Here is a 25,790-nt window from a genome sequence, read left to right as displayed (position 1 = left end):
CACCCGCCTCAACAGGCAACCTAACGAAACCAGAAAAAGCGCCCGGGCGGGATCGACTCGGGCGGACGCAGCCGCTTCGGACGCGGCGGCTTTGGCGACGGCTCGGCGGACGAGGTGTTCTCCGCAGCCGGCGCCGTCTCGCTTCCCGGCACCCTCACCGACAGCAGCAAGTTCGATTCATGCGTCCGCCAGCGATAGCCGACGCCGAAATCGATCGGCTGGGCGCGCGTGAACAGTTCGGCGTAGCGCTCCTGGTAGCGGCCGGGGAATTCGTCGATCGGTCCGAGATAGCGGCCGAACGGGAAGAACCGCCACTGTTGCGCATTGTAGTTCGCAAGCGGAATGCCGGAATCGTCCTGGATGATGGTCGCGCTGTTGGCCAGCAGCCAGTTGCGAGCGACGGAGAAGTCGCCCTTGTGTAGGAGATAGGACGCGCTCTTGAGCAGGCTGTTGCCGGGCCCGAGCGTCTCGCAGAATTTCAGAAATCCCGTGTTGCGCGCGCTGGCATTGGAGAGATCGGTCGAGAAATAGTACAGCGTGCGCGCCTCGCCGTCGCTTCCGGCAAAGGTGATGCGGACACCGCGCGTCGCGTTCCGTCCCGGATTGTCGCCTCCCGTATGCACCCCGCCCTTGTCGTCGAGCGCGATCATCTCGACATTGCGGATGGTCTTGCCGGAGCGCGCGAGGAAGACATAGAGGATCGGCAACGTGCCGTTGACCTGGTTGGCGTGCAGGTCGACCTTCATGTGCTTGGTGATGAAGAAGGAGAAGCTCAGGATCGAGCCGAGCGAACGCTCGACATTGTAGAGCGCGGCACCGACCGAGCCGCGCGGCAGCCGCGTCAGGTCAGGCACCGCGCCGACCGGCTCCAGCGCGCCGAGCACGTAGGTGCTGGCCTTGGAGTAGAACGCATCGGCGTAGAGGAAGTCGGGGCCGCTGAACAAGTAGAACATGGTCGGCCGGGGCGCGGCCAGATTGACGTCGGCCCAATTGCGGATCTTCGAGAGCTGCCGTTGCTCGAGCTGGGCGAAGGCGCCGTCGAAGAATTTTGCGTGGCGCTGCCAGCCCGGGTCTTTGGTGAGCGGCACCAGCGGCGAGTCCGGCGAAGGCTGCATGCCCGCGAGAAAGCGCGCGGTATCATCGAAGGTGACGTCGGCGGCACGTGCAGACGAGACGGCCGCGGCCAGCAGGGCAAGAGCGACGGCCGCAATTCTCATGGGTCGAAACATGTCTATTCGCGGTGTGATGACGTACCAGCGGCGACCGGCCGCCTGCGGAAAACAGCATAGATCAACAGGCCCGAGAGCATGAGGAGCATCCCCGCCAGCGACTGCAGCGGCCGCTCGGTCAACAGGTAGTACATCATGAACGCGGTCACGAGCAGGAAAACGAGCGGCGTGAACGGGTATCCCCAGGCGCGATAGGGCCGCGGCAGGTCGGGATCGGTGATGCGCAGCTTGACGACGCCGGCGACCGTGAAGAACGAACAGAACAACAGCGCGAACTGGATGAAGTCGAGCACCGCCTCGAAGCTGCGCGTGAACAACAGCAGATTGGCGACGGCAAGCTGAAACAGGATGGCATAGGCGGGCGCGCCGCTCACCGATCGCTTCGAGAACACGCGCAGGGCCGGAATGTCTTCGCCCATCGTCATCATCACGCGCGGGCCGATCCACATCATCGCGCTGATCGAGGAGATCAGGCCGACGCAGATCATCGCACCGACGATCCGGCCGCCGAGGCTGCCGAAGATCGCGCTGCCCGCGACGCTGGCAACGTCGAGCTGGCCGGCCAGCGCACTGACCGGCGTCGAGTAGAGAAACACCGCATTCAGCGCGACGTACAGGACGAGCACGATCAGCGTGCCCGCGAGCAGCGCGCGCGGCAGATCGCGTTGCGGCATGTTCATCTCGCCGATGATGTAGGTCGCGGCATTCCAGCCCGAGAACGAGTACATCACGAAGACGAGCCCGATCGCGAAGGGCGCGCTGACGATATGCGCGAGATCACCCGGCTGCGGCGTGAAGGCAATCGGCTGCGGCGTGCCGATGACGAAGCCGGCGAGCAGGAAGGCGACGATCAGCACGACCTTGAGGATGGTCGAGATCAGCTGGAAGGTCGATGAGTGCCTGACGCCGGTCAATTGCACGATCGAGACCAGCCACACCACGCCGATGGCGAGCGGGATCGGCGGCAGATCGGGAACGACCGATTTCGCGTATTCGCCGAACGCCATCGCCGCAAGCGCGACAGGCGCTGCGAAGCCAACTGTCGCCGAGACCCAGCCGGCGAGAAAGCCGAAGGCGGGATGATAGGCGCGGCCGAGGAAATTGTACTCGCCGCTCGAGCGCGGAAACATGGCGCCGAGCTCGCTGTAGGAGAACACCCCGCACAGCGCGACGATGCCGCCGATGGTCCATAGCAACAGGATCGAGAAGCCGGACGGGATGTCCTTGACCTGGAAGCCGAGGCTGGTGAAGACGCCGACCCCGATCATGTCGGCAACGACGATGGCGGTTGCGACCAGAACGGAGACCCCCGGCCCGCTCCCCGTCAGCCGGCCAGTCCAGGGCGCGGGTCCCGCATCTGATGCCGTCATCGGGGTCCTCAACCTCAGGCGTCACGTGTCGTGGAGAGCATCGTGCAGTCTGGTCCAGTCAATTCAAGCAGGGTTAACAAGGGTTAAATGAGGCGCATGGAATCGGTATTGCGGCACCTTTTGTGCACGATCCTGGGCAACAAAGCTCCGTAAACACCTGAGAATCCCGTTTTGCACCCCCACAATCAGGACACGATTGCATGGTCCCCTTGAGCATTCCGGATTTGGGGAAGTTTCTCCGGACACTTAACGTCGCCTAAACGCCAGTCGGCTCAATTAGCTTGAATATTGCCGCTGGGCTTGTGGACATGACTTGGGGTCATGGGTGGATGGTCGGGGCCGCTCCGAAATTGAGAGCTGACATTCGTGCTGATCGGACGCTGTCCGGCGCGCGCAGTGGTGCGCGCCGGATCGCGCTGGCCTCAGCCTTGGTGCCGCTGTCGCTCACGCTGGTTCAATGCGGCAGGGCCCCCAACCCGGCGGCGCTCGCGGCGAACTCGCAGGCCAACGTCCAAATCGTCGCGAAGACCAATCCTCAGGTCGCAAGCAGCGACACGTTCGAGGATCGCTTCCCCGCCCCGCAATTCAAGGAGCGCTTCCCGTCGGCGAGCGAGAGTCTTCTGCAACGGCAGATGTCGGACTTCTCGCCCAAACGCGCCGTCCAGCAGCAGCCTCAGCCGGAGCAGGCGCCGTACAAGGTCGCCTCACTCGCACCGCAAATCCCCTACCAGCGTCCGGCACGTGAAGACCTGACGACACTCGTCAGCATGAAATCGTCGGCCTTCCCCTATTTCGGCAACAACCCCGCCTCCGACGCGCCGTTCCTCAACATCTCCAAGGGCGATCGCCGCGGCCACCGCAGCTATTCCGGGCGCGTCTACTGGCAGGACGAGACTTACAGCGACAGCCGCGTGCTGATGCACGTGCCCGAGCATTTCGACGTGCGCAAGCCCGGCGTGATCGTGGTGTTCTTCCACGGCAACGGCGCAACGCTGGAGCGCGACGTGCGCGACCGCCAACTCGTACCGCAGCAGGTCACCGATTCCGGCGCCAACGCCATCCTGCTGGCGCCGCAGATGGCGGTCGATGCCGCCGATTCCAGCGCCGGCAAGTTCTGGCAGGCGGGCGGCCTCAAGCGCTTCATGGAAGAGTCGGCGGCCCATCTGGCCCGGCTCACCGGCGATCCCAACAACGCCCGCGCCTTCGCCAACATGCCGATCGTGATCGTCGGCTATAGCGGCGGCTTCCTGCCGACGGCCTGGAGCCTCGAGGTCGGCGGCATCAGCGACCGCGTCCGCGGCGTCGTCCTGCTCGATGCCGTCTACGGCGAAATGGACAAGTTCGCCTCCTGGATCGAGAGCCACCGCTCCGGCTTCTTCGTCAGCTCCTACACCCGCTACACCGCGCGGCGCGACCGCGAGCTGATGAGCATGTTGCGGCAAAAGGGCATCAGCGTCTCCGAGGACATGGACGGGCCGCTCCGTCCCGGCAGCGTGGTGTTCGTCGAAACCGGCGACGGCATCACGCATCGTGATTATGTGACGCGCGCCTGGACCCGGGACCCGCTCAAGGACGTGCTCGTGAAGATGTCGGCGACGCCGTCGTTGGCGCTGACGCGCGTTGCGTCCACCAATCCGGCCGCATCGAGCCGCTAGCCGATATTGCGCGCGCCGGCATTTGGCCGCGCTGCCCGCAATTGCCGCAGGCTTTGATCAAAATGTGATGTTGATGGCCGACATCCCCGGGAGCCACCGGATTGCTTCCGCTGGCAACGCTCATAATTTGCCGGCCAAGTTTTAGCTTGAATTCTGCGGGGACAGACGGTGCGTCAGGGACTGTATAAGGTCGACTTCCACACGGTTCATGGAACCGGCTGCGGCGTCGTCTATGTGACGGATGGCAAGATGCGCGGCGGCAATTCCGCCTTCGCTTTCATCGGGACCTCCGTCGGGGAGGGCGACAGCATCAAGGTCAAGATTTCGACCCAGCGCTACAACGACGATCCGTCCTTCAAGCCGCTGTTCGGGCACGACAGGATCACGCTGACGCTGGCCGGCCGTGAGGACGGCGACACGGCGGAATTCGAAGGCACCGCGCTGCAGGTGCCGGGCGTTGCGTTCAGGGCCGTGCTCAGCCGGATCAGCGACTAGCCGTCCGGCTTCCAGACCTCGGCTCTTGATCTTCAGGTATTGATGGTCAGGTCTTGATGTTCAGGTCTTGGGCAGCTTCGGAATGCTCTCGGCGAAGCCGTTGAAGCAGGCCAGCCGCTCGTCCTCTTCCTTGAAGAAGCGGCAATCGGCGTAACCCTTGGCCTTCGCCGGTTTCGGCTTCGGCTGCGGCGCGATCACGGCGTCGTAGCAGTTGAGGCGGTCCTTGGTGCCGTCATCGAGGTCGAGGCAGGCCTGGAGCCGGGCCGCAATCGACTGCGGTTTGCCCTTCGGCGCAGCGGCCGGCTTGGCCGCGGCCTCTTTGGTCCCCTTGGGCGTGACCTGCACCAGCGGCTTGTCCCCCACCATGGGTGGCTTGTCGGTTTGTGCAAACGCGGAGGCTGAATAGAGCACCGCGGCAACCGCCAGAATCATCCTCATGTCAGTCAACTCTCTTTGGTCCCCATGCCTCGCCTTCTAGCGCTCCCGCGCGTGGTTTGCCAAGCACCTTGCGCATAGGAAAACGCACCCTTCAGGCCGTGGTGGCAGCAGCCGGCCGGGGTCGGGTCAGAACCACGAGGATCAGCGCCAGGACGACGAAGCCGACCGCGACGAAACCAAGCGGATGCAGCAGTTCGCGGGCGAACAGCAGCCCGCCGATGGCGGAGCCGACAGCCTGGCCGACATAGAGGACGGAGGTGTTGAGCGCGACGGTCGCCGATGCGAGCGGCGGCGCAGCCGCGACCAGCCGCACTTGCTGCATCGAATTGGTTGAGGCAAAGCCGAGGCCCCAGATCGCGACCGCGAACGCCATGAACACCAGGCTCCCCGCACCGAGCGCCCAGCCGGTGATGCCCGCAAACAGCAGGCAGGTGAACAGCAGCGACGTCCGATAAGGCCCCCAGGTGTCGACGATGCGGGTCGCGATGACGACGCCGAGGAAACCGCAAACGCCGTAGATGCCGAACACCATGCCGATTGCATCCGGGCTCGCCTCGGTCAGCTTCTTGAGCAGCGGACCCATGAAGGTGAACACCACGAACTGCCCGGACATTTGCAGCATCGTGATCGCAAGCAGCAGCAGGATCGTCCTGCTGCGGCCGACCGCGCTCCAGGTCTTCAGGTCAACAGGCGTGCCCTTCAGGCCCGCCGGCAGGCGCAGCAGCAACAACAGGAAGCTGATGCAACCGAGCGCGCCGATCCCGCCATAGGCCGCGCGCCAGCCGTAGCGGCTGGCGATGAAAGTGATCAGCGGGAGACCGACGGCCGCAGCTAACGACCAGCCGAGAAAGATGTAGGCGATGGTGCTGCCCCGCCGCTTCACCGGCACGATCAGCGCCGCCGTGCCCGCAGCCTGCGGCGTGTAGAGCGCGCCGACCGCCAGCATCAGCAGGCGAATGATGAGGAGGCTCGTGTAATCGGGCGCAAAGGCCGAAGCGAGATTGCCCAGCGCCAGCACCGCCAGTGTCGTCGCGAGCAGCGTCCTGCGGTCGATGCGGCTGGTGAGCCAAGCCGTCAGCGGCGAGCCGATGCATAGCGTGACCGCACCGAAGGTGATCAGCAGCCCGGCCGCGTGAATGCTGACGTCGAGCCCCGTTGCCAATTCCGGCAGCATCCCCGCCGGTGCCAGCACCGAGCAGCCGGTGACGAGATTGCCGAGCATCAGGGCGGTTGCGGTGAAACGGCCGGCGGCGGGCGGATTTTCCATGCAAATGCATGTAGAGCAGGCCTGCGACCAGTTAAAGGGCGCGTTGCGAAATAGTTGGAGTATCGCCCAAGCTTTTGCGCGCGACTTTCTTGGAAATGCCGGATTGCACAGGCCGAATCGCCTGATATATCGCTCGTTCCCGCTTACCTGCGCTCGTTCGCAGGAGTGAGCCTCAGGAGAAAAGCATGACCGACCAGCCCAAATCCGAATCCGGCTTTCAATACAGCCTCAGCAATCTGAGACCCGTGACCCCGCCCGAAAAGATCACCCTCACCTTCCCCGACGGCGCCCGGCGCGAATACGCCAAGAGCATCACCGGCCTCGAGATCGCCAAGGGCATTTCGCCGTCGCTGGCCAAGCGCACGGTCGCGATGGCGCTCGACGGCGAGGTCGCCGACCTCGACGATCCCATCGAAGCCGATGCCAAGATCGAGCTGATCAACCGCGACGATCCGCGCGCGCTCGAGCTGATCCGCCACGACTGCGCCCACGTGCTCGCGGAAGCCGTGCAGACGCTGTGGCCCGGCACGCAAGTCACCATCGGTCCCGTGATCGAGAACGGCTTCTACTACGACTTCTTCCGCAACGAGCCGTTCACGCCGGAAGATTTTGCCGCAATCGAGAAGAAGATGCGCGAGATCATCGCGCGCGACAAACCTTTCACCAAGGAAGTCTGGGACCGCGAGAAGACCAAGCAGGTGTTCCGCGACAAGGGCGAGGCGTTCAAGGTCGAGCTGGTCGACGCCATTCCCGGCAACGAGCCGATCAAGATCTACTACCAGGGCGACTGGTTCGATCTCTGTCGCGGCCCGCACATGACCTCGACCGGCAAGGTCGGCAACGCCTTCAAGCTGATGAAGGTGGCCGGCGCCTATTGGCGCGGCGACAGCAACAACCCGATGCTGACCCGCATCTACGGCACGGCGTTCGCGAAGCAGGAGGACCTCGACGCTTATCTGAAGCAGATCGAGGAAGCCGAAAAGCGCGACCATCGCAAGCTCGGGCGCGAGCTCGACCTCTTCCACTTCCAGGAAGAAGGTCCGGGCGTCGTGTTCTGGCACGCCAAGGGCTGGACCATCTTCCAGCAGCTGATCGCCTATATGCGCCGGCGCCTCGCCGGCGACTACAGCGAGGTCAATGCGCCGCAGATCCTCGACAAGTCCTTGTGGGAGACCTCGGGCCATTGGGGCTGGTATCGCGAGAACATGTTCGCGGCGCAGTCCGCCGGTGACGAGGCCGAAGACAAGCGCTGGTTTGCGCTGAAGCCGATGAACTGCCCCGGCCACGTGCAGATCTTCAAGCACGGCCTGAAGAGCTACCGCGACCTGCCGTTGCGCCTCGCCGAGTTCGGCGTGGTGCATCGCTATGAGCCCTCCGGCGCCATGCATGGCCTGATGCGTGTGCGCGGCTTCACTCAGGACGACGCGCACGTCTTCTGCATGGAAGATCAGCTCGCCGACGAGTGCCTCAAGATCAACGATCTCATTCTGTCGACCTATGCCGATTTCGGTTTCACCGGCGATCTCACGGTGAAGCTCTCGACCCGGCCCGAGAAGCGCGTCGGCACCGATGCGATGTGGGATCACGCCGAGCGCGTGATGGCGACGGTGCTGCGCGAGATCCAGTCGCAGAACAATCACATCAAGACCGAGATCAATCCGGGCGAAGGCGCCTTCTACGGGCCGAAGTTCGAATATGTGCTGCGCGACGCCATCGGCCGCGACTGGCAGTGCGGCACCACGCAGGTCGACTTCAACCTGCCGGAGCGGTTCGGCGCGTTCTACATCGACCATGACAGCGGCAAGAAGGCGCCGGTGATGGTGCATCGCGCGATCTGCGGCTCGATGGAGCGCTTCATCGGCATCCTGATCGAACACTATGCCGGCAACTTCCCGCTCTGGCTGTCCCCGGTGCAGGTGGTGGTCACCACCATCACCTCGGAGGCCGACGAGTATGCCAAGCAGGTGCTGGAACAGGTCCGGCGCGCGGGGCTCCGGGCCGAGATCGACCTGCGCAACGAGAAGATCAACTACAAGGTCCGCGAGCACTCGCTGGCCAAGATTCCGGCGCTGCTCGTGTGCGGGAAGAAGGAGGCCGAGACGCAGTCGGTCTCCGTCCGCCGGCTCGGCAGCGAAGGCCAGAAGGTGATGACGACGGTGGAGGCGCTCGCCGCCCTCGTCGACGAGGCCACCCCACCGGACGTCCGGCGGGCGCGCGAGGCGGCCTGATCCCTGAAATCGATCTAAACTCGCTTTCGGTTGCGGGCGTGCATGCTTATCTCGGCATGGCACGCCCGACGACCAGCCGAAGAGGACATCGCAGTGCCCGACGCCATCGAACTCCTGAAAACCCGTCGCTCGGTCAAGCCGCGCGAGATGACCGGGCCCGGCCCCTCCCCCGCCGAGCTCGAAACCATCCTCACCATCGGTGCGCGCGTGCCCGACCACGGCAAGCTCGCGCCCTGGCGCTTCATCATTTTCGAGGGTGACGCCCGCGAGCGGGCCGGCGAGGTCATCGCGACGGTCTTTGCCCGCAAGAATCCGGACGCACCGGCGGCGAACATCGAGACCGAGCGCAAACGCCTCACCGACGCGCCGCTGGTGATCGGTATCGTCAGCTTCACCAAGCCGCATCCGAAGGTGCCGGCGTTCGAGCAGGAATTGTCGGCCGGCGCCAGCGTCATGAACATTGTCACGGCCGCGACCGCGCTCGGCTACGGCGCCTGCTGGCTGACCGGCTGGTTCGCCTTCGATCGCGACGTGCTGGACGGCCTCGGCCTCAAGCCGGACGAAAAGCTCGCCGGCCTCGTCCATATCGGCACGCCGACCAAGCCCAGCGAAGACCGTCCGCGACCGTTCCTTTCGGAAATCGTGACGCGTTTTTAATCGATGTATTGTTGACGCCTCCAGCGTCTTGCGGCTTTGATCCCGGCGAGGGAGGAAGCCCGGATGAAGCGTCGTGAATTTCTGGTCGGGGCCGCGCTGCTGGCCGGCACGATGGGGCGAGGCGGCGCCGCCACCAACATCCCTACTCCGTCGGCTGACGGGCTCGACCGCATCACCGCCTATTTTGACAACGAGGTGACGCTTGGCCGCCTGCCGGGCGCGGTGGTCCTGGTGCAGCAGCACGGCAAGCCGGTCTACCTCAAGAACTTCGGCGTGCGCGACACCAGGACCGGCCTCGCCATGACGCCGGATACGATCTTCGCCATCCACTCAATGACCAAGCCGATCACGTGTCTCGGCGCGATGATGCTGATCGACGAGGGCAGGCTCGCGCTCACCGACCCCGTGTCGAAATACGTCCCGCTCTTCGCCGACACCAAAGTGGGCGTGGAGCCGGAGGGCACCTCGAAGGTCGAACTCGAGCCGTCGATCCGTCCTGTCAACATCGAGGATCTGCTGCGGCAGACCTCGGGCATCAGCTACGACTATATCGGCGCCCCATGGGTGATGCAGGTTTACCAGGCCGCCAATATTTTCGAGGGGCCCTTCAACAACAGGCAATTCGCCGACCGCATCGCCAAGCTGCCGCTCACGCGCCAGCCCGGAACGCTGTGGCGCTACGGCCATTCCACCGACGTGCTCGGCGCCGTCATCGAGATCATCTCGGGCCAGACGCTGTATGAATTCCTCAAGCAGCGCATTCTCGATCCGCTCGGAATGAACAGCACCAAATTCGTGCTGAAAACGCCGGAGGAGCGCGCCCGGATGGCGCGGCCGCTGCCGAGCGACCCGGTCCTGCTCGCCGGCGAGCGCGACCGCCTCGACCATCCCGAATGGGAATCCGGCGGCGGCGGGCTGCTCTCGACCATCACCGACTATCAGCGCTTCTCGCAGATGCTGCTCAATGGCGGCGAGTTCGAGGGCAAGCGTTACCTCAGCCCCGCCGTGTTCAAGGCCATGACGACCGATCACGTCGGGCCCGGCTCCGGCGTGGGGCGCGACTATTTCTATTTCCCGGGCGACGGTTTTGGCTATGGCTACGGCATCGGTGTACGCACCGATCCCGGCAATGCGAAGCCGCCACCGGCCGGATCGATCGGCGAATTGAAATGGGACTCAGGAAGCGGCACCTATTTCGGCGTCGATCCCAAGCTCGACATGGTCTACCTCTTGATGCAGCAGACCCAGAACGAGCGCAGCCGCATCACGCCCGCCTTCAAGGAACTGGTCTACGGCTGCTATCCTGAAGGACTACGCCGCCCGTGAGGCGCGCTGGCCGAAATCGGCCAGCAGCCTTGCGATCTCGGCGGCGGGCCGCGCCGCGCTGAACAGAAACCCTTGCACCTCGTTGCAGCCTTCGGCGCGCAGCCAGTCGAGCTGATCCTCGGTCTCGACGCCTTCAGCCGTCGTGGTGATGTTGAGGCTGCGGCCAAGCCCCGAAATGGCGCGCACGATCGCGACGCAATCGGGCCGCTGCGCCAGATCCTTCACAAACGAACGGTCGATCTTGATCTTGTCGAACGGGAAGCTACGGAGATAGCTCAGGCTGGAATAGCCGGTGCCGAAATCATCCATGGAGATGCTGACGCCGAGCTCGCGCAATTGATGCAGGATGGCGAGATTGGCATCGGTCTCTGCCAGGAAGATCGACTCGGTGATCTCGAGCTCGAGCCGCTTCGGCGACAGGCCGGACTGCGCAAGCGCGGAAATCACGACCTGGACCAGGTTGCGGCTGCGGAATTGCGCCGGCGACAGATTGACTGCGACCTTGACGTCGACAGGCCATTTCACCGCCTCCGCGCAGGCCTCGCGTAGCACCCACTCGCCGAGCTGGGTGATGAGGCCGATGTCTTCGGCGACCGGAATGAATTCCGCCGGCGAGATCATGCCCTTGTCGGGATGACGCCAGCGCAAGAGCGATTCAAAGCCGGAGATGCGGTCGGACGCGATCGACACCAGCGGCTGGTAGTGCAGCTCGAACTCGCCATTGGCGAAAGCGCGGCGCAGATCGAGCTCCATGTCGCGGCGCTTCTGCGCCTGGAGGTCCATCTCGCGCTCGAAGAAATGGTGCACGCCGCCGCCGTCGGACTTCGCCCGGTACAGCGCCATGTCGGCATTGCGCATCAGCTCCTCCGACGTCGTGCCGTCGCCGGGCGACAGCGCGATGCCGATGCTGGCGCCGATCACCATCTCCTGGCCGTCGAGATCGTAGGGCGCCTTCAGCATGTCGATCAGCAAGGTCGCGCAGGCGCTGGCTTCGTTCGGCGAGACGTCGGCTGCCAGAATCACGGCGAACTCGTCGCCGCCAAGCCGGGCCGCGAGATTGCCGCCGCGGACCGCGGTGGTGAGGCGTTCGGCAACTTGCTTCAGCAGGCGATCCCCCACCGGATGCCCGAAGGAATCATTGATGTTCTTGAACAGGTCGAGATCGATATAGAGCACGCCGACCCGTTTTCCGCCGGCCTGGTCGAGCGCCTGCTTCAAGCACTGCTGGAAATGTTCGCGGTTCGGCAGATCGGTGAGCCCGTCATGGTGCGCCATGTGGGCGATCCGCGCCTCGGCCTTGCGCCGCTCCGTGATGTCGACCACCGCGACCAGATAGCCGTCGCGATCGTCGAAGGCGACGCGGCGGCCGAAAGTGAGCACCTCGATCTCGCTGCCGTCGGCACACAAATGGCGCCAGTTGCGCGAGGAATGATAGGTGTCGCCGATGCGTTCGAGCGCCTCGGCGTGGCTGTCCCACTCGTCCTCGGGCCAGATCTCGTGCAGCTTCATCCGCAGGAAGGTGGCGCGGCTGTAGCCGTAATGCTGGACCGCGGCATCGTTGACGCTGAGGAATTCCTTGGTCTGTGCCTCGAACACCCACATCGGCATCGGGTTGTTGTCGAACAGCAGGCGAAACGATGCGTCGCGCCGCTTCAACGCGGTGACGTCGGAGATCGTCAGCGAGACCAGATCGGCGAAGGCGGTGGCACTGAGCCGAAGGTAACGTCCGTCGTCTTCGATCTCGAGCTGCTCGCCGCGGCCGCCGGAGACGACCTTGAGCAGGAAGTCCATGATTTCGGGCGCGGCCAATAGCGTGTTCCCCTCGCCGATCCGCCGCCACAACAGGCCCGCGCTCGCGACCTTCAGCAGCGCACCGGCGCTCTTGTTGTGATGCACGATCTGGAGATCGAACGGCTTGCCTGCGGCATCGCGCAGCGTCGCCAGCGAAACCACGGCGTCATCGGTCGACGAGAAGATCGCGTCCAAGAGATTGTATTGCGCGCCGCGCTCGTTGATGTAGGCGCCAACCAGCGTGGCGCCCCAGCGGGAGGCGGTCGGCAGCGCCAGCACATCGTAGGTCCGGACCATGCCGTCGCGCACGCAATGCGCGCTGGCCTGGTGCGGACGTCCGTTCTCGAGCGCGCTCGCCACAGCTTCCGACAGCGCCGTGGCGCAATCGGGCGAGAGCTCGGCGACCGGGATATCCCAGCGCTCCTCGCCGAGCCATTTCTGCACGTAACGCCCGCTGCGCGACAATTCGAGCGCGCCATCGTTCTTCAGCAGCGCGATGTGGTCGGCGAGCCGTCCGAGGCTCCCAAGCATCACGTCCTCATAGCGCGGCAGCCGTTCGCCCGGCTTCAACGCGGCACGCCATTTGCGTTGAAGCACCGGGATGTCGTCAAACATTTCGGCGGCCGGTTTTCCCGGCATCTTCTTCGCGGCAGTCATTGCAGTCCCCAACGCACTTTCCCCGCGCATCCAATGCAGCCGCGCTTAATGCCGTGTAAAAAGGACGCAGCCGCGGGTTCCATTCGGCGATTATGACAGTTTTAAGTCAGGTGTTGGTTAGTGCGCGTTAGAGACTATGACGGTTGCCTAAAATGCGATGCGTGCGCGTGAGAGTGAAGTTATGCTGCACAGCTGCTTCATCCTCGTCATTGCGAGCGCAGCGAAGCGATCCAGACTGCCGCCGCGGAAAGATTCTGGATCGCTTCGCTGCGCTCGCAATGACGGAGTGCGCAGGAGCCGCGCCCGCCTCTCTCGAGTCCCGGACGCGACGCAGCGCGTAGCGGTGCGGTGCAGAGCCGGGACCCAGCAGATGACACAACACACTGACGCATGGGCCCCGGCTCTGCAGCGCATCACTTCGTGCTGCGCAGCGTCCGGAGCACGAGAGCGTCGTTGAGTGACTGACATGGGCTCGCATCCTCGTGGCGCATTTCGCCCGAGCTTTGCCTGATCGCCTCACCCTCGAATGAAAGAGGGCGCAGGGAAGACCGGGAGCCCGCTGGCACCCGAGGTCCACTGTGCGGAGTTGTAGTGAGAAGTCTGCACAGCGGCATACAGGTGTAGCCAGGACATCCCGGCCTTCCCTGCGCAGAGGAAAATAAATACTCATATGGGTTTGTAGAGAGGCGCGTAGAAAGCGTAACTCGTTGATCCCTCACGTCTTATCTCCGTATAATGCCATACGCATCTCTAGGCATTTACAGACACAATCGCGACACTTCGCGAGACACGGGGCACGATCAATGGCACGCAAAGTCAGTTTCAGCGCACTCGAAAGCCGCAGCGCACGGCTGCGATTGAAGGTCCGTCGGTTGCCCTACAGCGGGCCGACGCTCGCACGCGGCATCTCGCTGATGTACCGCCGCAACAAGACCAACGGCACATGGGTGCTGAAGGCCAGCGACGGGCACGGCGCATATTGGACCAAGGGCTTTGCGCTGGCCGACGACTTCGAGGATGCCGACGCCAAGACCGTGCTGACGTTCTATCAGGCCCAGGACGCGGCGAAGAAACTGGCACGCGGCGAGGACGGCAGCGCCAGCAACGCGCCGATCACCGTGGACGGTGCGCTGAAGGACTACAAGCGCGATCTGGAAGCCCGCAGCGCCAACCCCTACAACGCCGAGCATCCGCGCCTGCATCTCACGCCCGCGCTGCTGTCGAAGCCGGTGGCATTGCTCACGGCCACCGAGTTAAAGCGATGGCGCGACGGGCTGCTGGGCACGATGGCACCGGCCACGATCAACCGACTCTGCCGCTGCGTCAACGCTGCGCTGGCGCTTGCGGCGCAGCACGATGCGCGCATCAAGAACCGTGCGGAATGGGAAACCGGGCTCGCCGGTCTGCCTGACGCCACAGAGGCACGCAACGTGATCCTCCCTGACGACAAGGTTCATGAATTCGTCGCCACCGCCTATGGGCTTGATGACAAGTTCGGCTTGCTCATGGAGACGCTGGCGATCACTGGCGCGAGGCCAAGCCAAGCTGTCCGCCTCCGCGTCGAGGACCTGCACGACCACCCGATCCGCCCAAAGGTCATGATGCCAAAGTCCGCCAAGGGCGGCGGCAGAAACCGCAGCCAGAAAAAGATCGAGCGCTACAGCGTCCCGATTACGGTGCAATTAGCCACACGGCTGAAATTGGCGGCTAAGGGTCGTGCCGACGATGCGCCGCTGCTGATGCAGAGCGACGCCAGTCCGTGGGACAAAAATCCTGGCCAAAACTATCACCGCCAAGTGGACAAGGTCGTCACCGCCATCGGGCTCGATCCTGCCGACGTGACGGCATATTGCTTGAGGCATTCGAGCATCGTTAGAATGCTGAAGATGAGCGTGCCGATCCGACTGGTAGCATCGTTGCACAACACCAGCGTCGCGATGATCGAAAAGCATTACAGCAAGCACATCACCGAGCATTCCATCGAGGACATCACGCGCGCCGGGCTGCTGTCAGAACCTGCGCCTGCGGCTGGCAACGTGGTCGCGATGGTGCGATGATAGCGATCGGGTCGGGGCGCTTCCAACGCCCCGCCCGATCTGACCAACCCAGTGGGATGAACACATGGGCAAGGCTACAGCCGAGCATACACCCGATGCCGCCATCGAAAAGATGGGCGCGCAGCATGGGTAAGCTCACAGACCTAACGATTGAGGGTTTCCGCAGGCGCTTTGAAGCTGGCGACCCAAAGGCATTGCTTGAGGCTCTCGACCTCTTTTGCAGGTCCGGCGACAAGATGCCGTTGTGGATGCGCGAAGCCCTCATTGCCCGCCTCGATCCGTTTCTCCGCTATGAGATAAAGTCGCTCGATCAGGCATTCGATGTCGAGCGGAAGCGCGAGCGCATTTCCAGTCGCAAGATGCGTCTGGCGCTGCAACCGGCTGTGGCTTGGGAAGTGATCACACTTCACAGGGAGGAGAACCTGCCCATTGACAACGCGCTGTTCGAACGGGTCGGCAAGAAGTTCAACATCTCGATGGGGACGGCGCGCGATTTCTATTACAACGACAATCCGGCGAGAAAGCTGTTCGAGGCAATGCCGACCGAACCTCCAGCGACTTCCAAGTTAAGTGGCCGTTAACTCGGAAATACTTCCGCACAATTTCGGGTGATCTTCTGCGCATCGACACGCGTTCGGAGGATCAAGTATGGCACGCGCCGAAGTGACTGGCCGCAAGGCATTTGCAGGTGGAGACGAACCCGACGCCTTCAGCATCGTCCAGTTTTGCAACCGCCACGGCATCAGCCCTCAGCTTTTTTACAAATTCAAAGACCAGATGCCCGTGACGTTCCGCATCGGCACGCGCGTGTTGATTTCAAAGGAATCCGCTGCTCGCTGGCGCGCTGAGCGCGAAGCCGCCAGCGCCGCCGAAGTCCAGTAAAAAGCCGGGGCGCTGCGAACACAGCGGGCCCGGCCATATCTTTGAGGCACTTGAAACTGCCCCTGCATATGGACCAGCGCGCGATTTGCCGCAAGTCCCGGCCTCCAACTGAAGGGAGGCCACCATGACTACGGAATATGAGGCGAGCGACACCGACGTCCCCGCTCCGCGCCATCCCAAAGGTCGCGCTGACCTGTTTGCGTTGGCGGAGAAACTGCGTCGTCGCCAAGAGACCCTTTACACTTTGGGCTCGCCCAACGACCCGTGGATGGCCGAAGCCGATTTCCGATCCAAGCATGCGTACTGGATCGCGGACATTTTCGAGCGCTTCGACATCCGCTCCCGCGTCCATGTCCGGAGAGTTCACTATAGACTTGTGTCGCAGGAGCCGCCGATCCTGCAGGTGGACGGCGCGCCATATGTGAACAGCTTCGATTGCTTTAACCGCTTGTGCGACGCCATCCGCGATGCCCGCTATCTCGACCTGATCTCCACGGACGTGGTCATCGACCGGCGCAACCCGGAGCCGGTCATCAACCGTAGCGACGACGACGACACCGCCGCTGAAATTGAAATCATTGGCGGCAGTGTCGAACGCCGCGATTTCGGCCCGTCCTATGCCCCGCCGGATGTCAATTTGCCGGAGGTGTTGTTCAGCCAAGAGCCGAGCATCGGCCAGCCTTATCATCTCGAAATCTGGATCGAGAAGTCCTCGATGGACGAGGTCTTGTTGCCCCTCAGCCAAGAGTTCAGGGTAAATGTTGCACGGTTCATCGGCGAGGTCTCGGCCACGGCGTGCAAGGACCTTGTCGAACGTGCCATCGCCAGCGGCAAGCCCGTGCGCATCGGCTACATCAGCGACTTCGATCCTGCCGGTCTCAGCATGCCGATTGCCGCCGCCGTCAAAATCGACTGGTTTGCCAAGAAGTCTGACGTTGACCTCGACATCCGCCTCGAACCTCTTGCTCTGACGGAGGCGCAATGCCTGCAATACCAGTTGCCCCGGACGCCGATCAAAAAGACAGAGAACAGGGCGGCGGGCTTCGAGGCGCGCTACGGCAGCGGTGCGACCGAACTCGATGCGCTTGAAGCCACGCACCCCGGCGTGCTGCGGGAAATCTTGGTCGAATTCATTGACCGCTACTATGACCACGATCTCGATGAAGAGGTCGAGCATGCGGTCGAGCAGTACCGGGATGAACTCGACGGCGCCCGATCCGAGATTGAGCAGCAGTTCTCCGAACAGCTCAGGAGCCTCAATGAGGACCGCGAGCGGATCGCGGCGGCGTTCGAGCTGATCAATGACCCCGCCGCAGCCGACTATCGGCGTGCCGTTGCCGAAGCGTGGCGCATCTATAACGAGGCTCTGGAGCGGGGGCGTCCCGAAATCGCAGAGATGGAGCACCGCCTCATCATGCAGGCCGAAAGCGTGCTCGCGCGAATGAAGGCCGCGCTTGATGAGTCCGTGCCCGACGCGGAGCTGTTCGACTGGCCCGAACCTGCCGAAGGTGATGAGGACGACGACGCCCTGTACGCTTCGACGCGCGACTATGTCGAGCAGGTCGATGTCTACCGCGCCCACAGGGGCAACGACGAGGAGGTCGGTCTGGCTGCGGACCGGATCGTGCCCAAGACCTGCCAGTTCTGCGGCGAGAGTTTCAACGGTGCCAATCCGAAAAAGGTCTATTGCAGCAAGGCTTGCACCAACAAAAGCTTCAAAAACTTACTTCGAGCGCGGGGTGATGCCGGTCCATCGCAAGCTAAAAAGCAGCACGACGGCGGTTCTGGAGCCGCATCATGACCCGCGCCAAGCACATCGCTCGCCCCGACCTTGAAATTCCCGTTGAGGCATGGGGCACAATCAAGAGCGCGACCGCCAAGCTGGCATGGTTCGCGCAGGTCGATGTCGCCATTGCCGCTGGCATGGTTGGAGGATCATTCGCCCAGCTCGCGATCAATATCGCCACAAATCCGAAAGGGGTGAACAGCCAGACCGGCCTGACGTGGCGCAGTGCGCGGACGCTCGCCGACGACACCGGTCTCACCAAATCGACCGTTGACCGTCTGCTGAAGGAGGCTGTCGCCGCCGGGCTGCTGTTCGTCGTTCGGGAGGGCAGACCGGGGAGAGACGGGCAATCCACCATGTTCCGGCTCGCTATGCCGGAGGGCGAAATCGCCCCACCAGTGGGACATTTCCCGCGCAAGAAACGCCCCACCCATGGGACAAAAAACCACAAGAAACGTCCCACCCATGATGCAGGAAATGTCCCATCTGGACCGCAAGAAACGTCCCATCTGGACCGCAACAAACGCCCTATCAGTGGGACACATCTCCTAAGAGATATAACTCCTAGTGATTTAACTCCATTAGAGCGCGGCTCCGCCGCGCAGTCTGCCCGTGTTGAAAGAGGGAATGTAACGGAGACAGAAACCACCGTCTCTGACGCGCCTCTGAACCCAGCTTTCGACACCGTCGATGCCGCGCCGGTTCCCGAGCCGCTGACACCTGTCCCCCGCGCTGACGCGCGGACAGAACCTGTCGCATTGCAAAAACAACCACCACCTTCCAGCGCGTCAAAAAATATAGGTCGCCCCGTCATGAACGGCGCGGACGCCGATGCCGATGTCGAGCGCGCAGCCGTGCTTGATCATGGTCGCAACGTGCTTGGCGCTGGGTTCGATGCACTCACCGCAAGGCTACTCGATGCCGAGCGCGCGCTCGATGCGCTCGATGCTGCCCAGCGCGTTCTCGATGCGCTCGATGCCGCCGCAAATGAGGACGACCCGCATGCCCACATCGAGAACGAGATTGCAGTTACCCTGCACGTCCAAGCCACGCACCAGTGACCGACCGGCAGGCAATGAGGACCGAACGAGAACCGAGAGACACCACCGGCCCGTCCCGAAGGCTGGATAGTCATCGCTGGACCAGACTGCCACGATCAGACATGATCGCATGAGCAACGTGACCGGGAGGTGGTGACATGAGCACCCGTCACGAACGTCGCCGTTACCGGCGCGAGGCGTCCGGTGCGCTATTGACCTATCTGGTCGATATCGATGATCCGCTCGATGCTCATCCACTTTTGCAACGCGCTGCACGCTACTGGTGTGATGGTCTCTCGATACCCCCACATAGAGAATGCGTCACCTGCGGCGTTCAGATGTCAGGCAGGAAGTATGTCGGGGCATTGCTGCTCACCACGCCAGCAATCATTAAACCGACTACCGCCAGCGTCTTCGGGGTCTGTCGCGAGTGCTGGCTTATTCGCGATCTTTCACTTGAGGTGATAGAGCGTAAGGCAACGGGGGTGCTGCAGCCGGTGGTGCCCAACGGGAGGTTCGAGCCTCTTCGAGACACGCGACGATGAAGCCGGTTCGACCATCAACATTTCTAGGCGCGTTTCCGGTCGGTCGCGGGCATCCCACGCCCGCTGAAATGCTGTCGCGAGACGAGCGCGACCGATATTTGATCGCGGCGGCGGATCGATATTGCATCGGACTGAGCGACAATGAAGCGGCGGACATTCTGGTCGCCGGACTGACGAGATTTCGAGAAGCCGCATGGCGCAACGATGGTCCAGAGGCGCTTTGTCCCCCTCGCCATCGAAACACCATCCGGGAATTTTTCTGGATGATCCTGAAGGCCCGTGACCGTCTGCCGAGCGAGAGGCTGGTCCGCGAGGTGCTGCGGGCAAGCGAGCGAGATCGGGGCTGAAACGGCCCCGGTATTTTTTGCCAACTGCCTGCGTCACCGTGTGTCTCCGATCATCATCATGGAGGCGCACATGAGCTTCGAACCTGGACCCGCAAACCCGCAACCGTTTTCTGCTGGGATACATCTCCAGTCGCAACCCGACGTGATCGAGTGGCTGCCCCCCGCTGCTGCCGAACGGCTGCGGCTGCTGCGCCAGCGTGCCGCCGATGCGCATCGGCTCATTCCAGAGTTCGAGACTGTTCGTGAAGCGAGCGCGAGGAAGATCGAAGCCGCGAATGAATTGAAGCGGCTGACCGATCACCCGCAGGATTTTGGCTTCAACTTCAAGCCGGATGACCCGCGCGTCAAAACCGCAATTAAGCATCTCGAAAAGATGACTGCCGATTTGAAGCGACTGACAGAATTGCGAGAGGTGCGGACGGCGGCATGGCATGCAGCATCCGCCGCGCTGGCTGCCTGCGAGAGCTGGCTGCGCGATGGCAGGCCGCACGGCACCACGCTTGAGGAGGTTGAGACCGAGCCGCCGAAGCTGAACAAGGGCGAGGACGTTCTGTCGGGCATCGAACGCTTTCGCCGTCGCGTCCGCGAGTTGCGCGCCGATCTGCATCGCATCGCGAGCGCACCGTTCCCGTCGAGCTACGCCAAGGCGCAGATGCGCGCGCAGGTCGAGGCACTGGCGCGGCGTGGAGCGCCATCGGTCTCGCGCCTTGTCGAGCTTGATGGGCCGGTGGATTTCCAGATGCAGAGCCTCACATCGGAGGTTCACGCGGAGCGTCGTTCACTTGCCTTCGCCGAAACAGCCGACGCGCTCGCGCTGGTCGCATGGCTGCATCGTGATGCTCTGATCGCCGCGCTTGATCGCGAGATCAGTACCGAAGCCGACGACAAGGCCGCATTGACGCACGAAGCGCGTCAGAAGGGCGAAGCAGAGGTGCAGGGCGACTTGCTTGCGGTCGAGCGTGATGAGTGTGCGCTGGTCTGGACGGCGCAGGCGCAAGGTCTGTCGATCGAGCATCGCGGCGGCGACATCAGCCCGCTTGCGCTGCTTGGTCTGCGGCTGATCACGACACCGCGCCCAGACGCATCGCCGGAAACATCGCCGGGGCTTTCGTGGACGTTGCGCCGATGAACACCAATCGTGCTGTCGGAGGGCTGCTGCCTGCTTCCTCGCCGGCATGCACGGGCGCGGGACTGGTTCTGTCAAGCAACCCTGTCCCGCGCCACCTCTATCACGAACCGCGCGATCGGGCACGCAGCATGCCCGGCAGCGCGCAGAACGAGGCATCCCGCCAGCGGATGCCCTGGCTCTCGGGCGGAGTGGTTGCTCCTGCTGCTCCGCCCAACCAACGCGACGGCGGCAACCCGGTGTCGAGACCGTGGCGTCGGGCCACGTGGCTGACGGTCAGGGCGTCGACCCGCTTCGAGACGATGAAGCATCGGACACGCGAGCCATCCCGGCCTACGCTTTAGGTCGGCCTACCAGACAGCTTAGGACGCTGCGGCCATGTGTCGTCAGTATTGTCTTTGCCCATCGTAAGCTTGAATGTCAGCGCAAAGGCAAATCCGCCAATTTGACGAATTTGTTTTTCGTAGTGTCCATACTCAAGCAGAATGTCGCGCCCTTCTATTTGCGCGGCGTTTCGATTTCCAAAATGAGAGAGTGGGAGCATCTTGTGGGTGCCGTCCGCTTCGGTGAAAGACATCAACGGAGCGTGTATTCCGACGTTTCTCTGCTGAGAAAGCATCTGATCAGTTTGGTTTAGAAGCCAGATAAGCTCTTCAAGGCCCCTCTTATTCCACTGGAGCTGCGTTTCGGCCATTGCCCTGAGTAATCTGCGCTGAGTTCGATCACTGTCCAGGCAGTGCCAAATCGCGAGCGCAGTCGCGTGATGAGATTTGGTGAATAACCTAGCGAACAGTTCGCCCAACGTTTCATGAAATTCGTTCCACCCCATAGCGATCTTGCCTATCGCAAGGGCGTGCGCGTCCTTGTTTTCCTGCCCGTGAAACTTAGGTTCGTCGGACATATGCAGGTCCTTAGCTCGCGGGGTTCGAATTCAGACCGTCATTCAGAGGCGAACTTCATGCCGCAGCCGTGTCTTCCTTGTCGGCGCCACGCATGACGATCCTGAGCGCATCATCCGGCAACGGTCGTTGCAACGCCTTCGCTTCATCCCACGGCGCGCGCATCCACACGTCGCGCTCCTCGTCGGTGGTCAGGATTACCGGCATAGCCTTGGGATGGATCGGCTCGACCACCGCGTTCGGCGATGTCGTGAGGAAGCCGTATACCTGATGTGGCCCCGGCAACGGCTTAGGCTTCGTGCCGCGATCACCGTTGAACGTCGTCCAGATGCCAGCGAAGGCGAATAGGGGCCGGTCATCGCCGAGCGCGAACCAGACGACGTCCTTCTTCTTGGTCTCCGGGTTCGGCTTCGGCGCGTACTCGGCGAAGCTGTTGGCTGGGACCAAGCAGCGGTTCTCCGACTTGAGCCAGCCGCGCCAGTGCGGTGATGACGTATTGCGGATGTTCGTGACCGGCGGCCCGCCCGTGCGCAGCGGCGGTGGCATGCCCCAGCGCATCATGGCCAGCTCGCGCCCAGCGTCGGTGTTGCGCACCACAGGAGCCGGATAATCCGGAAACACGCCCGGCATCGGCGCGAGATTGCCGACATAGCGATTGACCACGCGGAAAAGCGCAATGATGGCGGCTTGGTTGGTCGTGATGCTGTAAAGGTTGCACATCCGGACGCGGGCTGGTCAGGTCTTGTATGGCGTCGGCCTATACGTCTTGTGGTCGGGATGGGGACTTCCGTTTAGATAAAGGACAGACGCACAGTCGTTGCACACCAGCACGTTGCATCTACCGGGGTTCCAAGTCTGGCTCTGCAATATCCCGATGTGCCGGTCACCGAAGCAACTAATGCACACCTCGACCGATGGTCCATTTTCCGCTTCTGATTGCTTGGTGCGGTAAACCCGAATGCCCGGCTCCAGTTCAACAAGCTCGTACTTCGTCTTTTCTACCTCCCAATCCTCGAAGGTCTTCAGCTTCGCTTCCAACTCATGAATTTTTTCCGACGCTTCGGCGTACCTTGTCTGGGCAGTAAAGATATGTTCCCAAAGCTCCGATACAGCTTTGTTGCGAACGTTTTCATCGTTCATGTCCTTCATCGACTTCGCGATGTTGAACATTGAATTGAATGCGCTCAGACCTGCGAAAACCTCAGCCACCATCTATTTCTGCCCTGCTTGTCTGGACCGGGGTTCAATATGGACCACTGTAGAAAGATACCACGTCTGTTACCAGAGCGAGCAATGAAAGGTGCTCGATCCACAAAAGTTGCAATGCCCTGGGACTGGTTCTACCTTTCACCCGGCCACCAATGCGACGGCGGATCGCTGGCGCTGATCTTCGTCGGTCGCAGCGCGACCAGATGGCTGCGCTTATACGGATAGCCCCGGACCTGCGAGCAGTCCTTGCACCGCATGTATCGCTCCAACTCGTGGATTGGCGTCGCCTTCGGTCGCCGCACGATGTCCAGGGCGACGGTCTGATTGGTGTCGCACCCGAGACAGCGCACTTCGAGGTAGCGGTAACCGGCATTGAGCGCATCGCCCAAGGTCGGCGATGGCTGCGCTGGCCCCTGGAAGCCGAGCATACGTGCGTTCCACGCCGCAACCGCGAGCCGGTCAGCCTTCTTCCGCGCTTCCGCCGCTTGCTCTGCCGCCGCCCGGACGGACGCGCCGTAAAGGGTCTCGCGTGATTTGGTCCCCATGCGAGACAAGATCGCCGGGCCGCGCGAGACCGGCAAGCCGCTACAGATTGCGGTGAATAGCGCGACGGGCACAACGGCGCGGGACACCCCCAGCATCGGCATCAGCCCGCGCCATCGGCGACGACGATCAGGCCTGCCCAGGCCCGCGCGATCGTCGCGGCCAAGGTCGCGGGCAAGGTCGTCGTTGTCGCCGTCGCGCTCCCTCCAACATCGCCTTTATTGGATGGAGCGGCCCGATCCCTGGCCCAGTCCGGTATCGTCGGTGCGAAGTCCTCCAGCAGCGACCGCAGCCGATGGCGGCAGCGAAGTGACAACCCGCGCGGGACTTCGGCGACCTGCACATGACGCGGATCGCGTTGCCCACCATCAGCCGGGCTTCACCGATGGACTTAGCACACGCTGGCCGGTCGCAAGTTTGGGCGCGGTCTCGACTACTTCCGCGAAGTCGGCGCGAAGCTGGTCCCGCCGCCGACAGCCGATGTCCCTACGAGGACGAAGCCTACCGGCTATGGGCGATCAAGCAGCGCGGCAATGGGCTGATCTGGTTGGTCGGAGTGCTTGATGTCCGCATGTCCCCCGGTAGCGGCGCAGAAGCGGACATGCCCAGAGGTTCAATAGCAGGGCGGATAGGGAGCGTATCCACAAGCCCTGCGGTAGCCATACGCTCCGTAAGCCGCAGCTCCCGCCGCTGCACCATAGTAAGCTCGCCGATGCACCCTGCGATTAACGCCTGCTACGCTCATCGGTGTCAGTGGTCGCCCAACTCGCGCTTCAGCACGGTCAAGGGATGCGGATAGCACTTTCGCCGGTGAGTAATGGAGCGACAACGGAGCTGCCGTGAAGAGCGCAGCAGTCACGATCAATCCAAGAAGCTTGGCATTTCTTGTCATGTTGTTCTCTCCCTGTCGGGCGATGATCAAACACAACGTGACATGCCGCCTTGCGTCTCGCCGTTGATCTGGATCAATAGGCACCCACTTCAAATGCGCCCCCGGAATGGGAAGAGGCCTTTACCGTCGTGGGACGGCATCGGTGTTGTGCGATACGGCGAAATCTGACACGGCGATGACCGCTCCGGGTCAAAATCCGAAGAACTCGCTTGGAGCACAATTCGTCTGCTCCGCCTCCCGAAAGCTGACTTCACATTCGGTTTCGCGGCAGCGCCGCATAGGCTGGAGCTACTACAAGCACTGCACCGGGACGATGAGCGGAGGTGGGGACCTATCGACCCACTACGCTCCAGCCGAGCTACTTAGCTGTCCCCGTCGTAACTCCTGGCTCCGTCGTAACACCGCGCCGCACTTGGCGCGCTTCACGGCGACCCTCGCGGCGCACTTGGCGCGCGTCACGGCGATCCTCGCGGCGCTCGCGTCGCCCCTCACGTCGATCTTGACGCCTTTCCATGCCAGCGGTCTGCGCCTCCGCGTCAGGGATCAACAGCATGGTCGGGAACGCGGCTATTGCAGTCGCCAAGCCCAAAGAAGAAAGAAGCTTCCGCCGAGAGATCATGACTACCTCCCTTGCTTGCTGGACTGCCCCAAGACTTAATAGTTTACTCGCTTTGCCCGTCCCCGTCTTGATCTATGTCATTGTTGCACTCAGATCCGCCGTCCTGCGACGGTCGCGCCAGCGGACGAAGCCTACCGGTTGTGGGCGGTCAAGCAGCAGGGCAAGTTGAGCGAGACATTATCGCCCGTCGTCCTGCCAAGGCCCTCCTTTAACGACAGCACTGATGACCGGAAGCGGGTCACTTCCGGTAGTGGCACCAAACGAACATGGGCTCGGCAGCGCTTGTCTGCTGTTGACCCGAACAACGATAGGCTCGGCGAGCGGCTTAGGCTGAATGTCGAAAAGAACTTCCATAATGCTTGAAGAAGTTATCAAGCTTCACTGGTTCGCCGGTATGTCGCCAGAACAGTTTTTTACCAACGCTAGCCGCCACCGCGAGGCGGTGGTGGCCGCCGATTAGAGTATGGTCATCGGATGCTGTGGCGATGATCTCGCCGTCTTCGTCCACGATGATCATGTGCTGCCTCCAATCCGGCGCACGGTCAGCGCCGCCGCGATGGTGCGCAATCCATCAAACCCGTGCCGGTCCCGGCGTTCCAATCCATGAAGATCACGGCTTCCGTATTCGACCTGCGCCAAATGGCGCGCCGCCTGATCGCCTCCACCTGCCGCCGGATTTGTTTCACCAGCGCCGCCGGTCGTCAACCGATCGGCAGTGCCATCGCCATCGGC

At 62.7% G+C, this 25,790-nt stretch carries 23 protein-coding genes; 13 read left to right on the top strand and 10 right to left on the bottom strand.

All coding sequences use genetic code 11. The annotated features are described in order from the left end of the window. Window positions 1–20 precede the first annotated feature (20 nt). Window positions 21–1,229, bottom strand: a complete 1,209-nt coding sequence (locus AB7G19_RS16895; protein ID WP_175627366.1) for a hypothetical protein — start codon at window positions 1,227–1,229, stop codon at window positions 21–23. 2 nt (window positions 1,230–1,231) lie between these two features. Further along, window positions 1,232–2,599: an APC family permease gene (locus AB7G19_RS16890; RefSeq protein ID WP_283016910.1), complete on the bottom strand. Its 1,368-nt coding sequence runs from the start codon at window positions 2,597–2,599 to the stop codon at window positions 1,232–1,234. Window positions 2,600–2,928: 329 nt separating this feature from the next. On the opposite strand from AB7G19_RS16890, the gene AB7G19_RS16885 reads away from it, so the two are divergent. Together AB7G19_RS16885 and AB7G19_RS16880 are read left to right on the top strand one after the other, a co-directional pair. Further along, window positions 2,929–4,254, top strand: a complete 1,326-nt coding sequence (locus AB7G19_RS16885; RefSeq protein ID WP_166342397.1) for an alpha/beta hydrolase — start codon at window positions 2,929–2,931, stop codon at window positions 4,252–4,254. A gap of 168 nt (window positions 4,255–4,422) precedes the next feature. Next, window positions 4,423–4,749 (top strand): GrlR family regulatory protein, encoded by a 327-nt coding sequence (locus tag AB7G19_RS16880; RefSeq protein WP_166342398.1) that lies wholly within the window; start codon window positions 4,423–4,425, stop codon window positions 4,747–4,749. 60 nt (window positions 4,750–4,809) lie between these two features. Here the strand turns inward: AB7G19_RS16880 and AB7G19_RS16875 are convergent, their stop codons facing one another. Both AB7G19_RS16875 and AB7G19_RS16870 read right to left on the bottom strand, forming a co-directional pair. Then, entirely contained in the window at window positions 4,810–5,187 is a 378-nt protein-coding gene (locus AB7G19_RS16875; RefSeq protein WP_028150242.1) for a hypothetical protein, read from the bottom strand. 91 nt (window positions 5,188–5,278) lie between these two features. After that, a complete protein-coding gene (locus AB7G19_RS16870; protein WP_166342399.1) occupies window positions 5,279–6,454 on the bottom strand; it encodes an MFS transporter in 1,176 nt (391 codons plus the stop codon). Window positions 6,455–6,639: 185 nt separating this feature from the next. On the opposite strand from AB7G19_RS16870, the gene thrS reads away from it, so the two are divergent. The 3 genes from thrS to AB7G19_RS16855 all read left to right on the top strand — a co-directional run bounded on the left by thrS (window position 6,640) and on the right by AB7G19_RS16855 (window position 10,665). Beyond that, complete coding sequence (thrS, locus tag AB7G19_RS16865) at window positions 6,640–8,682, top strand: threonine--tRNA ligase (RefSeq protein ID WP_166342400.1); 2,043 nt, start codon at window positions 6,640–6,642, stop codon at window positions 8,680–8,682. Between the two features lie 93 nt (window positions 8,683–8,775). Continuing rightward, window positions 8,776–9,339, top strand: a complete 564-nt coding sequence (locus tag AB7G19_RS16860; protein ID WP_028154760.1) for a nitroreductase family protein — start codon at window positions 8,776–8,778, stop codon at window positions 9,337–9,339. A 63-nt stretch (window positions 9,340–9,402) separates the two neighbouring features. After that, window positions 9,403–10,665 (top strand): serine hydrolase domain-containing protein, encoded by a 1,263-nt coding sequence (locus tag AB7G19_RS16855; RefSeq protein ID WP_441267974.1) that lies wholly within the window; start codon window positions 9,403–9,405, stop codon window positions 10,663–10,665. Here AB7G19_RS16855 and AB7G19_RS16850 read toward each other — a convergent pair. Then, window positions 10,651–13,113: a putative bifunctional diguanylate cyclase/phosphodiesterase gene (locus AB7G19_RS16850; RefSeq protein WP_283016912.1), complete on the bottom strand. Its 2,463-nt coding sequence runs from the start codon at window positions 13,111–13,113 to the stop codon at window positions 10,651–10,653. The genes AB7G19_RS16855 and AB7G19_RS16850 overlap by 15 nt on opposite strands. A gap of 872 nt (window positions 13,114–13,985) precedes the next feature. Here AB7G19_RS16850 and AB7G19_RS16845 point away from each other — a divergent pair. The 8 genes from AB7G19_RS16845 to AB7G19_RS16810 all read left to right on the top strand — a co-directional run bounded on the left by AB7G19_RS16845 (window position 13,986) and on the right by AB7G19_RS16810 (window position 20,899). Beyond that, on the top strand, window positions 13,986–15,170 hold the full coding sequence (locus tag AB7G19_RS16845; RefSeq protein WP_441267973.1) for a tyrosine-type recombinase/integrase: 1,185 nt from the start codon (window positions 13,986–13,988) through the stop codon (window positions 15,168–15,170). Window positions 15,171–15,295: 125 nt separating this feature from the next. Further along, window positions 15,296–15,751: a hypothetical protein gene (locus tag AB7G19_RS16840; RefSeq protein WP_231142062.1), complete on the top strand. Its 456-nt coding sequence runs from the start codon at window positions 15,296–15,298 to the stop codon at window positions 15,749–15,751. Window positions 15,752–15,818: 67 nt separating this feature from the next. After that, entirely contained in the window at window positions 15,819–16,052 is a 234-nt protein-coding gene (locus AB7G19_RS16835; RefSeq protein ID WP_231142061.1) for a hypothetical protein, read from the top strand. Between the two features lie 124 nt (window positions 16,053–16,176). Continuing rightward, the gene (locus AB7G19_RS16830; RefSeq protein ID WP_441267972.1) at window positions 16,177–17,853 is read left to right on the top strand and encodes a hypothetical protein; all 1,677 of its coding nucleotides are present in this window, start codon (window positions 16,177–16,179) and stop codon (window positions 17,851–17,853) included. After that, entirely contained in the window at window positions 17,850–18,899 is a 1,050-nt protein-coding gene (locus AB7G19_RS16825) for a helix-turn-helix domain-containing protein (protein WP_231142059.1), read from the top strand. Before AB7G19_RS16830 ends, AB7G19_RS16825 begins: the two co-directional genes overlap by 4 nt. 137 nt (window positions 18,900–19,036) lie before the next feature. After that, on the top strand, window positions 19,037–19,423 hold the full coding sequence (locus tag AB7G19_RS16820) for a hypothetical protein (protein ID WP_231142058.1): 387 nt from the start codon (window positions 19,037–19,039) through the stop codon (window positions 19,421–19,423). Continuing rightward, window positions 19,420–19,770 carry a hypothetical protein gene (locus AB7G19_RS16815; RefSeq protein WP_354102299.1) on the top strand — a complete coding sequence of 117 codons (351 nt, stop codon included), beginning with the start codon at window positions 19,420–19,422 and terminating at the stop codon, window positions 19,768–19,770. The genes AB7G19_RS16820 and AB7G19_RS16815 overlap by 4 nt, the downstream gene beginning before the upstream one ends. A 70-nt stretch (window positions 19,771–19,840) precedes the next feature. Then, window positions 19,841–20,899 carry a hypothetical protein gene (locus tag AB7G19_RS16810; RefSeq protein WP_231142057.1) on the top strand — a complete coding sequence of 353 codons (1,059 nt, stop codon included), beginning with the start codon at window positions 19,841–19,843 and terminating at the stop codon, window positions 20,897–20,899. 337 nt (window positions 20,900–21,236) lie between these two features. Here AB7G19_RS16810 and AB7G19_RS16805 read toward each other — a convergent pair whose 3' ends face one another. The 5 genes from AB7G19_RS16805 to AB7G19_RS16785 form a co-directional block, all read right to left on the bottom strand. After that, window positions 21,237–21,797: a hypothetical protein gene (locus tag AB7G19_RS16805; protein ID WP_231142056.1), complete on the bottom strand. Its 561-nt coding sequence runs from the start codon at window positions 21,795–21,797 to the stop codon at window positions 21,237–21,239. Between the two features lie 55 nt (window positions 21,798–21,852). Beyond that, window positions 21,853–22,515, bottom strand: coding sequence for an SOS response-associated peptidase (locus AB7G19_RS16800; protein ID WP_231142055.1), 663 nt, complete (start codon window positions 22,513–22,515; stop codon window positions 21,853–21,855). 15 nt (window positions 22,516–22,530) lie between these two features. Continuing rightward, on the bottom strand, window positions 22,531–23,007 hold the full coding sequence (locus AB7G19_RS16795; RefSeq protein WP_354102296.1) for a hypothetical protein: 477 nt from the start codon (window positions 23,005–23,007) through the stop codon (window positions 22,531–22,533). 128 nt (window positions 23,008–23,135) lie between these two features. Continuing rightward, window positions 23,136–23,549 carry a hypothetical protein gene (locus AB7G19_RS16790; RefSeq protein ID WP_231145304.1) on the bottom strand — a complete coding sequence of 138 codons (414 nt, stop codon included), beginning with the start codon at window positions 23,547–23,549 and terminating at the stop codon, window positions 23,136–23,138. A 1,834-nt stretch (window positions 23,550–25,383) separates the two neighbouring features. Further along, window positions 25,384–25,575 (bottom strand): hypothetical protein, encoded by a 192-nt coding sequence (locus tag AB7G19_RS16785; RefSeq protein WP_231142052.1) that lies wholly within the window; start codon window positions 25,573–25,575, stop codon window positions 25,384–25,386. Window positions 25,576–25,790 lie beyond the last annotated feature (215 nt).

The sequence above is a fragment of the Bradyrhizobium sp. 215_C5_N1_1 genome, assembly GCF_052075935.1.
In the GTDB taxonomy this organism is placed as follows: Bacteria; Pseudomonadota; Alphaproteobacteria; order Rhizobiales; family Xanthobacteraceae; genus Bradyrhizobium; species Bradyrhizobium barranii.
The sequence above is the reverse complement of the archived record's forward strand: the minus strand, read 5'-3'. Positions and strand labels throughout refer to the sequence as shown.

Coding starts and splice junctions, on each gene's coding strand:
- AB7G19_RS16870 (WP_166342399.1), bottom strand. CDS start 6,454: ATGGAAAATCCGCCCGCCGCCGGCCGTTTCACCGCAACCGCCCTGATG.
- AB7G19_RS16855 (WP_441267974.1), top strand. CDS start 9,403: ATGAAGCGTCGTGAATTTCTGGTCGGGGCCGCGCTGCTGGCCGGCACG.
- AB7G19_RS16830 (WP_441267972.1), top strand. CDS start 16,177: ATGACTACGGAATATGAGGCGAGCGACACCGACGTCCCCGCTCCGCGC.
- AB7G19_RS16785 (WP_231142052.1), bottom strand. CDS start 25,575: ATGATCATCGTGGACGAAGACGGCGAGATCATCGCCACAGCATCCGAT.
- thrS (WP_166342400.1), top strand. CDS start 6,640: ATGACCGACCAGCCCAAATCCGAATCCGGCTTTCAATACAGCCTCAGC.
- AB7G19_RS16875 (WP_028150242.1), bottom strand. CDS start 5,187: ATGAGGATGATTCTGGCGGTTGCCGCGGTGCTCTATTCAGCCTCCGCG.
- AB7G19_RS16895 (WP_175627366.1), bottom strand. CDS start 1,229: ATGTTTCGACCCATGAGAATTGCGGCCGTCGCTCTTGCCCTGCTGGCC.
- AB7G19_RS16805 (WP_231142056.1), bottom strand. CDS start 21,797: ATGTCCGACGAACCTAAGTTTCACGGGCAGGAAAACAAGGACGCGCAC.
- AB7G19_RS16810 (WP_231142057.1), top strand. CDS start 19,841: ATGAGCTTCGAACCTGGACCCGCAAACCCGCAACCGTTTTCTGCTGGG.
- AB7G19_RS16800 (WP_231142055.1), bottom strand. CDS start 22,515: ATGTGCAACCTTTACAGCATCACGACCAACCAAGCCGCCATCATTGCG.
- AB7G19_RS16885 (WP_166342397.1), top strand. CDS start 2,929: ATGGTCGGGGCCGCTCCGAAATTGAGAGCTGACATTCGTGCTGATCGG.
- AB7G19_RS16850 (WP_283016912.1), bottom strand. CDS start 13,113: ATGACTGCCGCGAAGAAGATGCCGGGAAAACCGGCCGCCGAAATGTTT.
- AB7G19_RS16820 (WP_231142058.1), top strand. CDS start 19,037: ATGAGCACCCGTCACGAACGTCGCCGTTACCGGCGCGAGGCGTCCGGT.
- AB7G19_RS16795 (WP_354102296.1), bottom strand. CDS start 23,007: ATGGTGGCTGAGGTTTTCGCAGGTCTGAGCGCATTCAATTCAATGTTC.
- AB7G19_RS16825 (WP_231142059.1), top strand. CDS start 17,850: ATGACCCGCGCCAAGCACATCGCTCGCCCCGACCTTGAAATTCCCGTT.
- AB7G19_RS16790 (WP_231145304.1), bottom strand. CDS start 23,549: ATGGGGACCAAATCACGCGAGACCCTTTACGGCGCGTCCGTCCGGGCG.
- AB7G19_RS16815 (WP_354102299.1), top strand. CDS start 19,420: ATGAAGCCGGTTCGACCATCAACATTTCTAGGCGCGTTTCCGGTCGGT.
- AB7G19_RS16890 (WP_283016910.1), bottom strand. CDS start 2,599: ATGACGGCATCAGATGCGGGACCCGCGCCCTGGACTGGCCGGCTGACG.
- AB7G19_RS16840 (WP_231142062.1), top strand. CDS start 15,296: ATGGGTAAGCTCACAGACCTAACGATTGAGGGTTTCCGCAGGCGCTTT.
- AB7G19_RS16835 (WP_231142061.1), top strand. CDS start 15,819: ATGGCACGCGCCGAAGTGACTGGCCGCAAGGCATTTGCAGGTGGAGAC.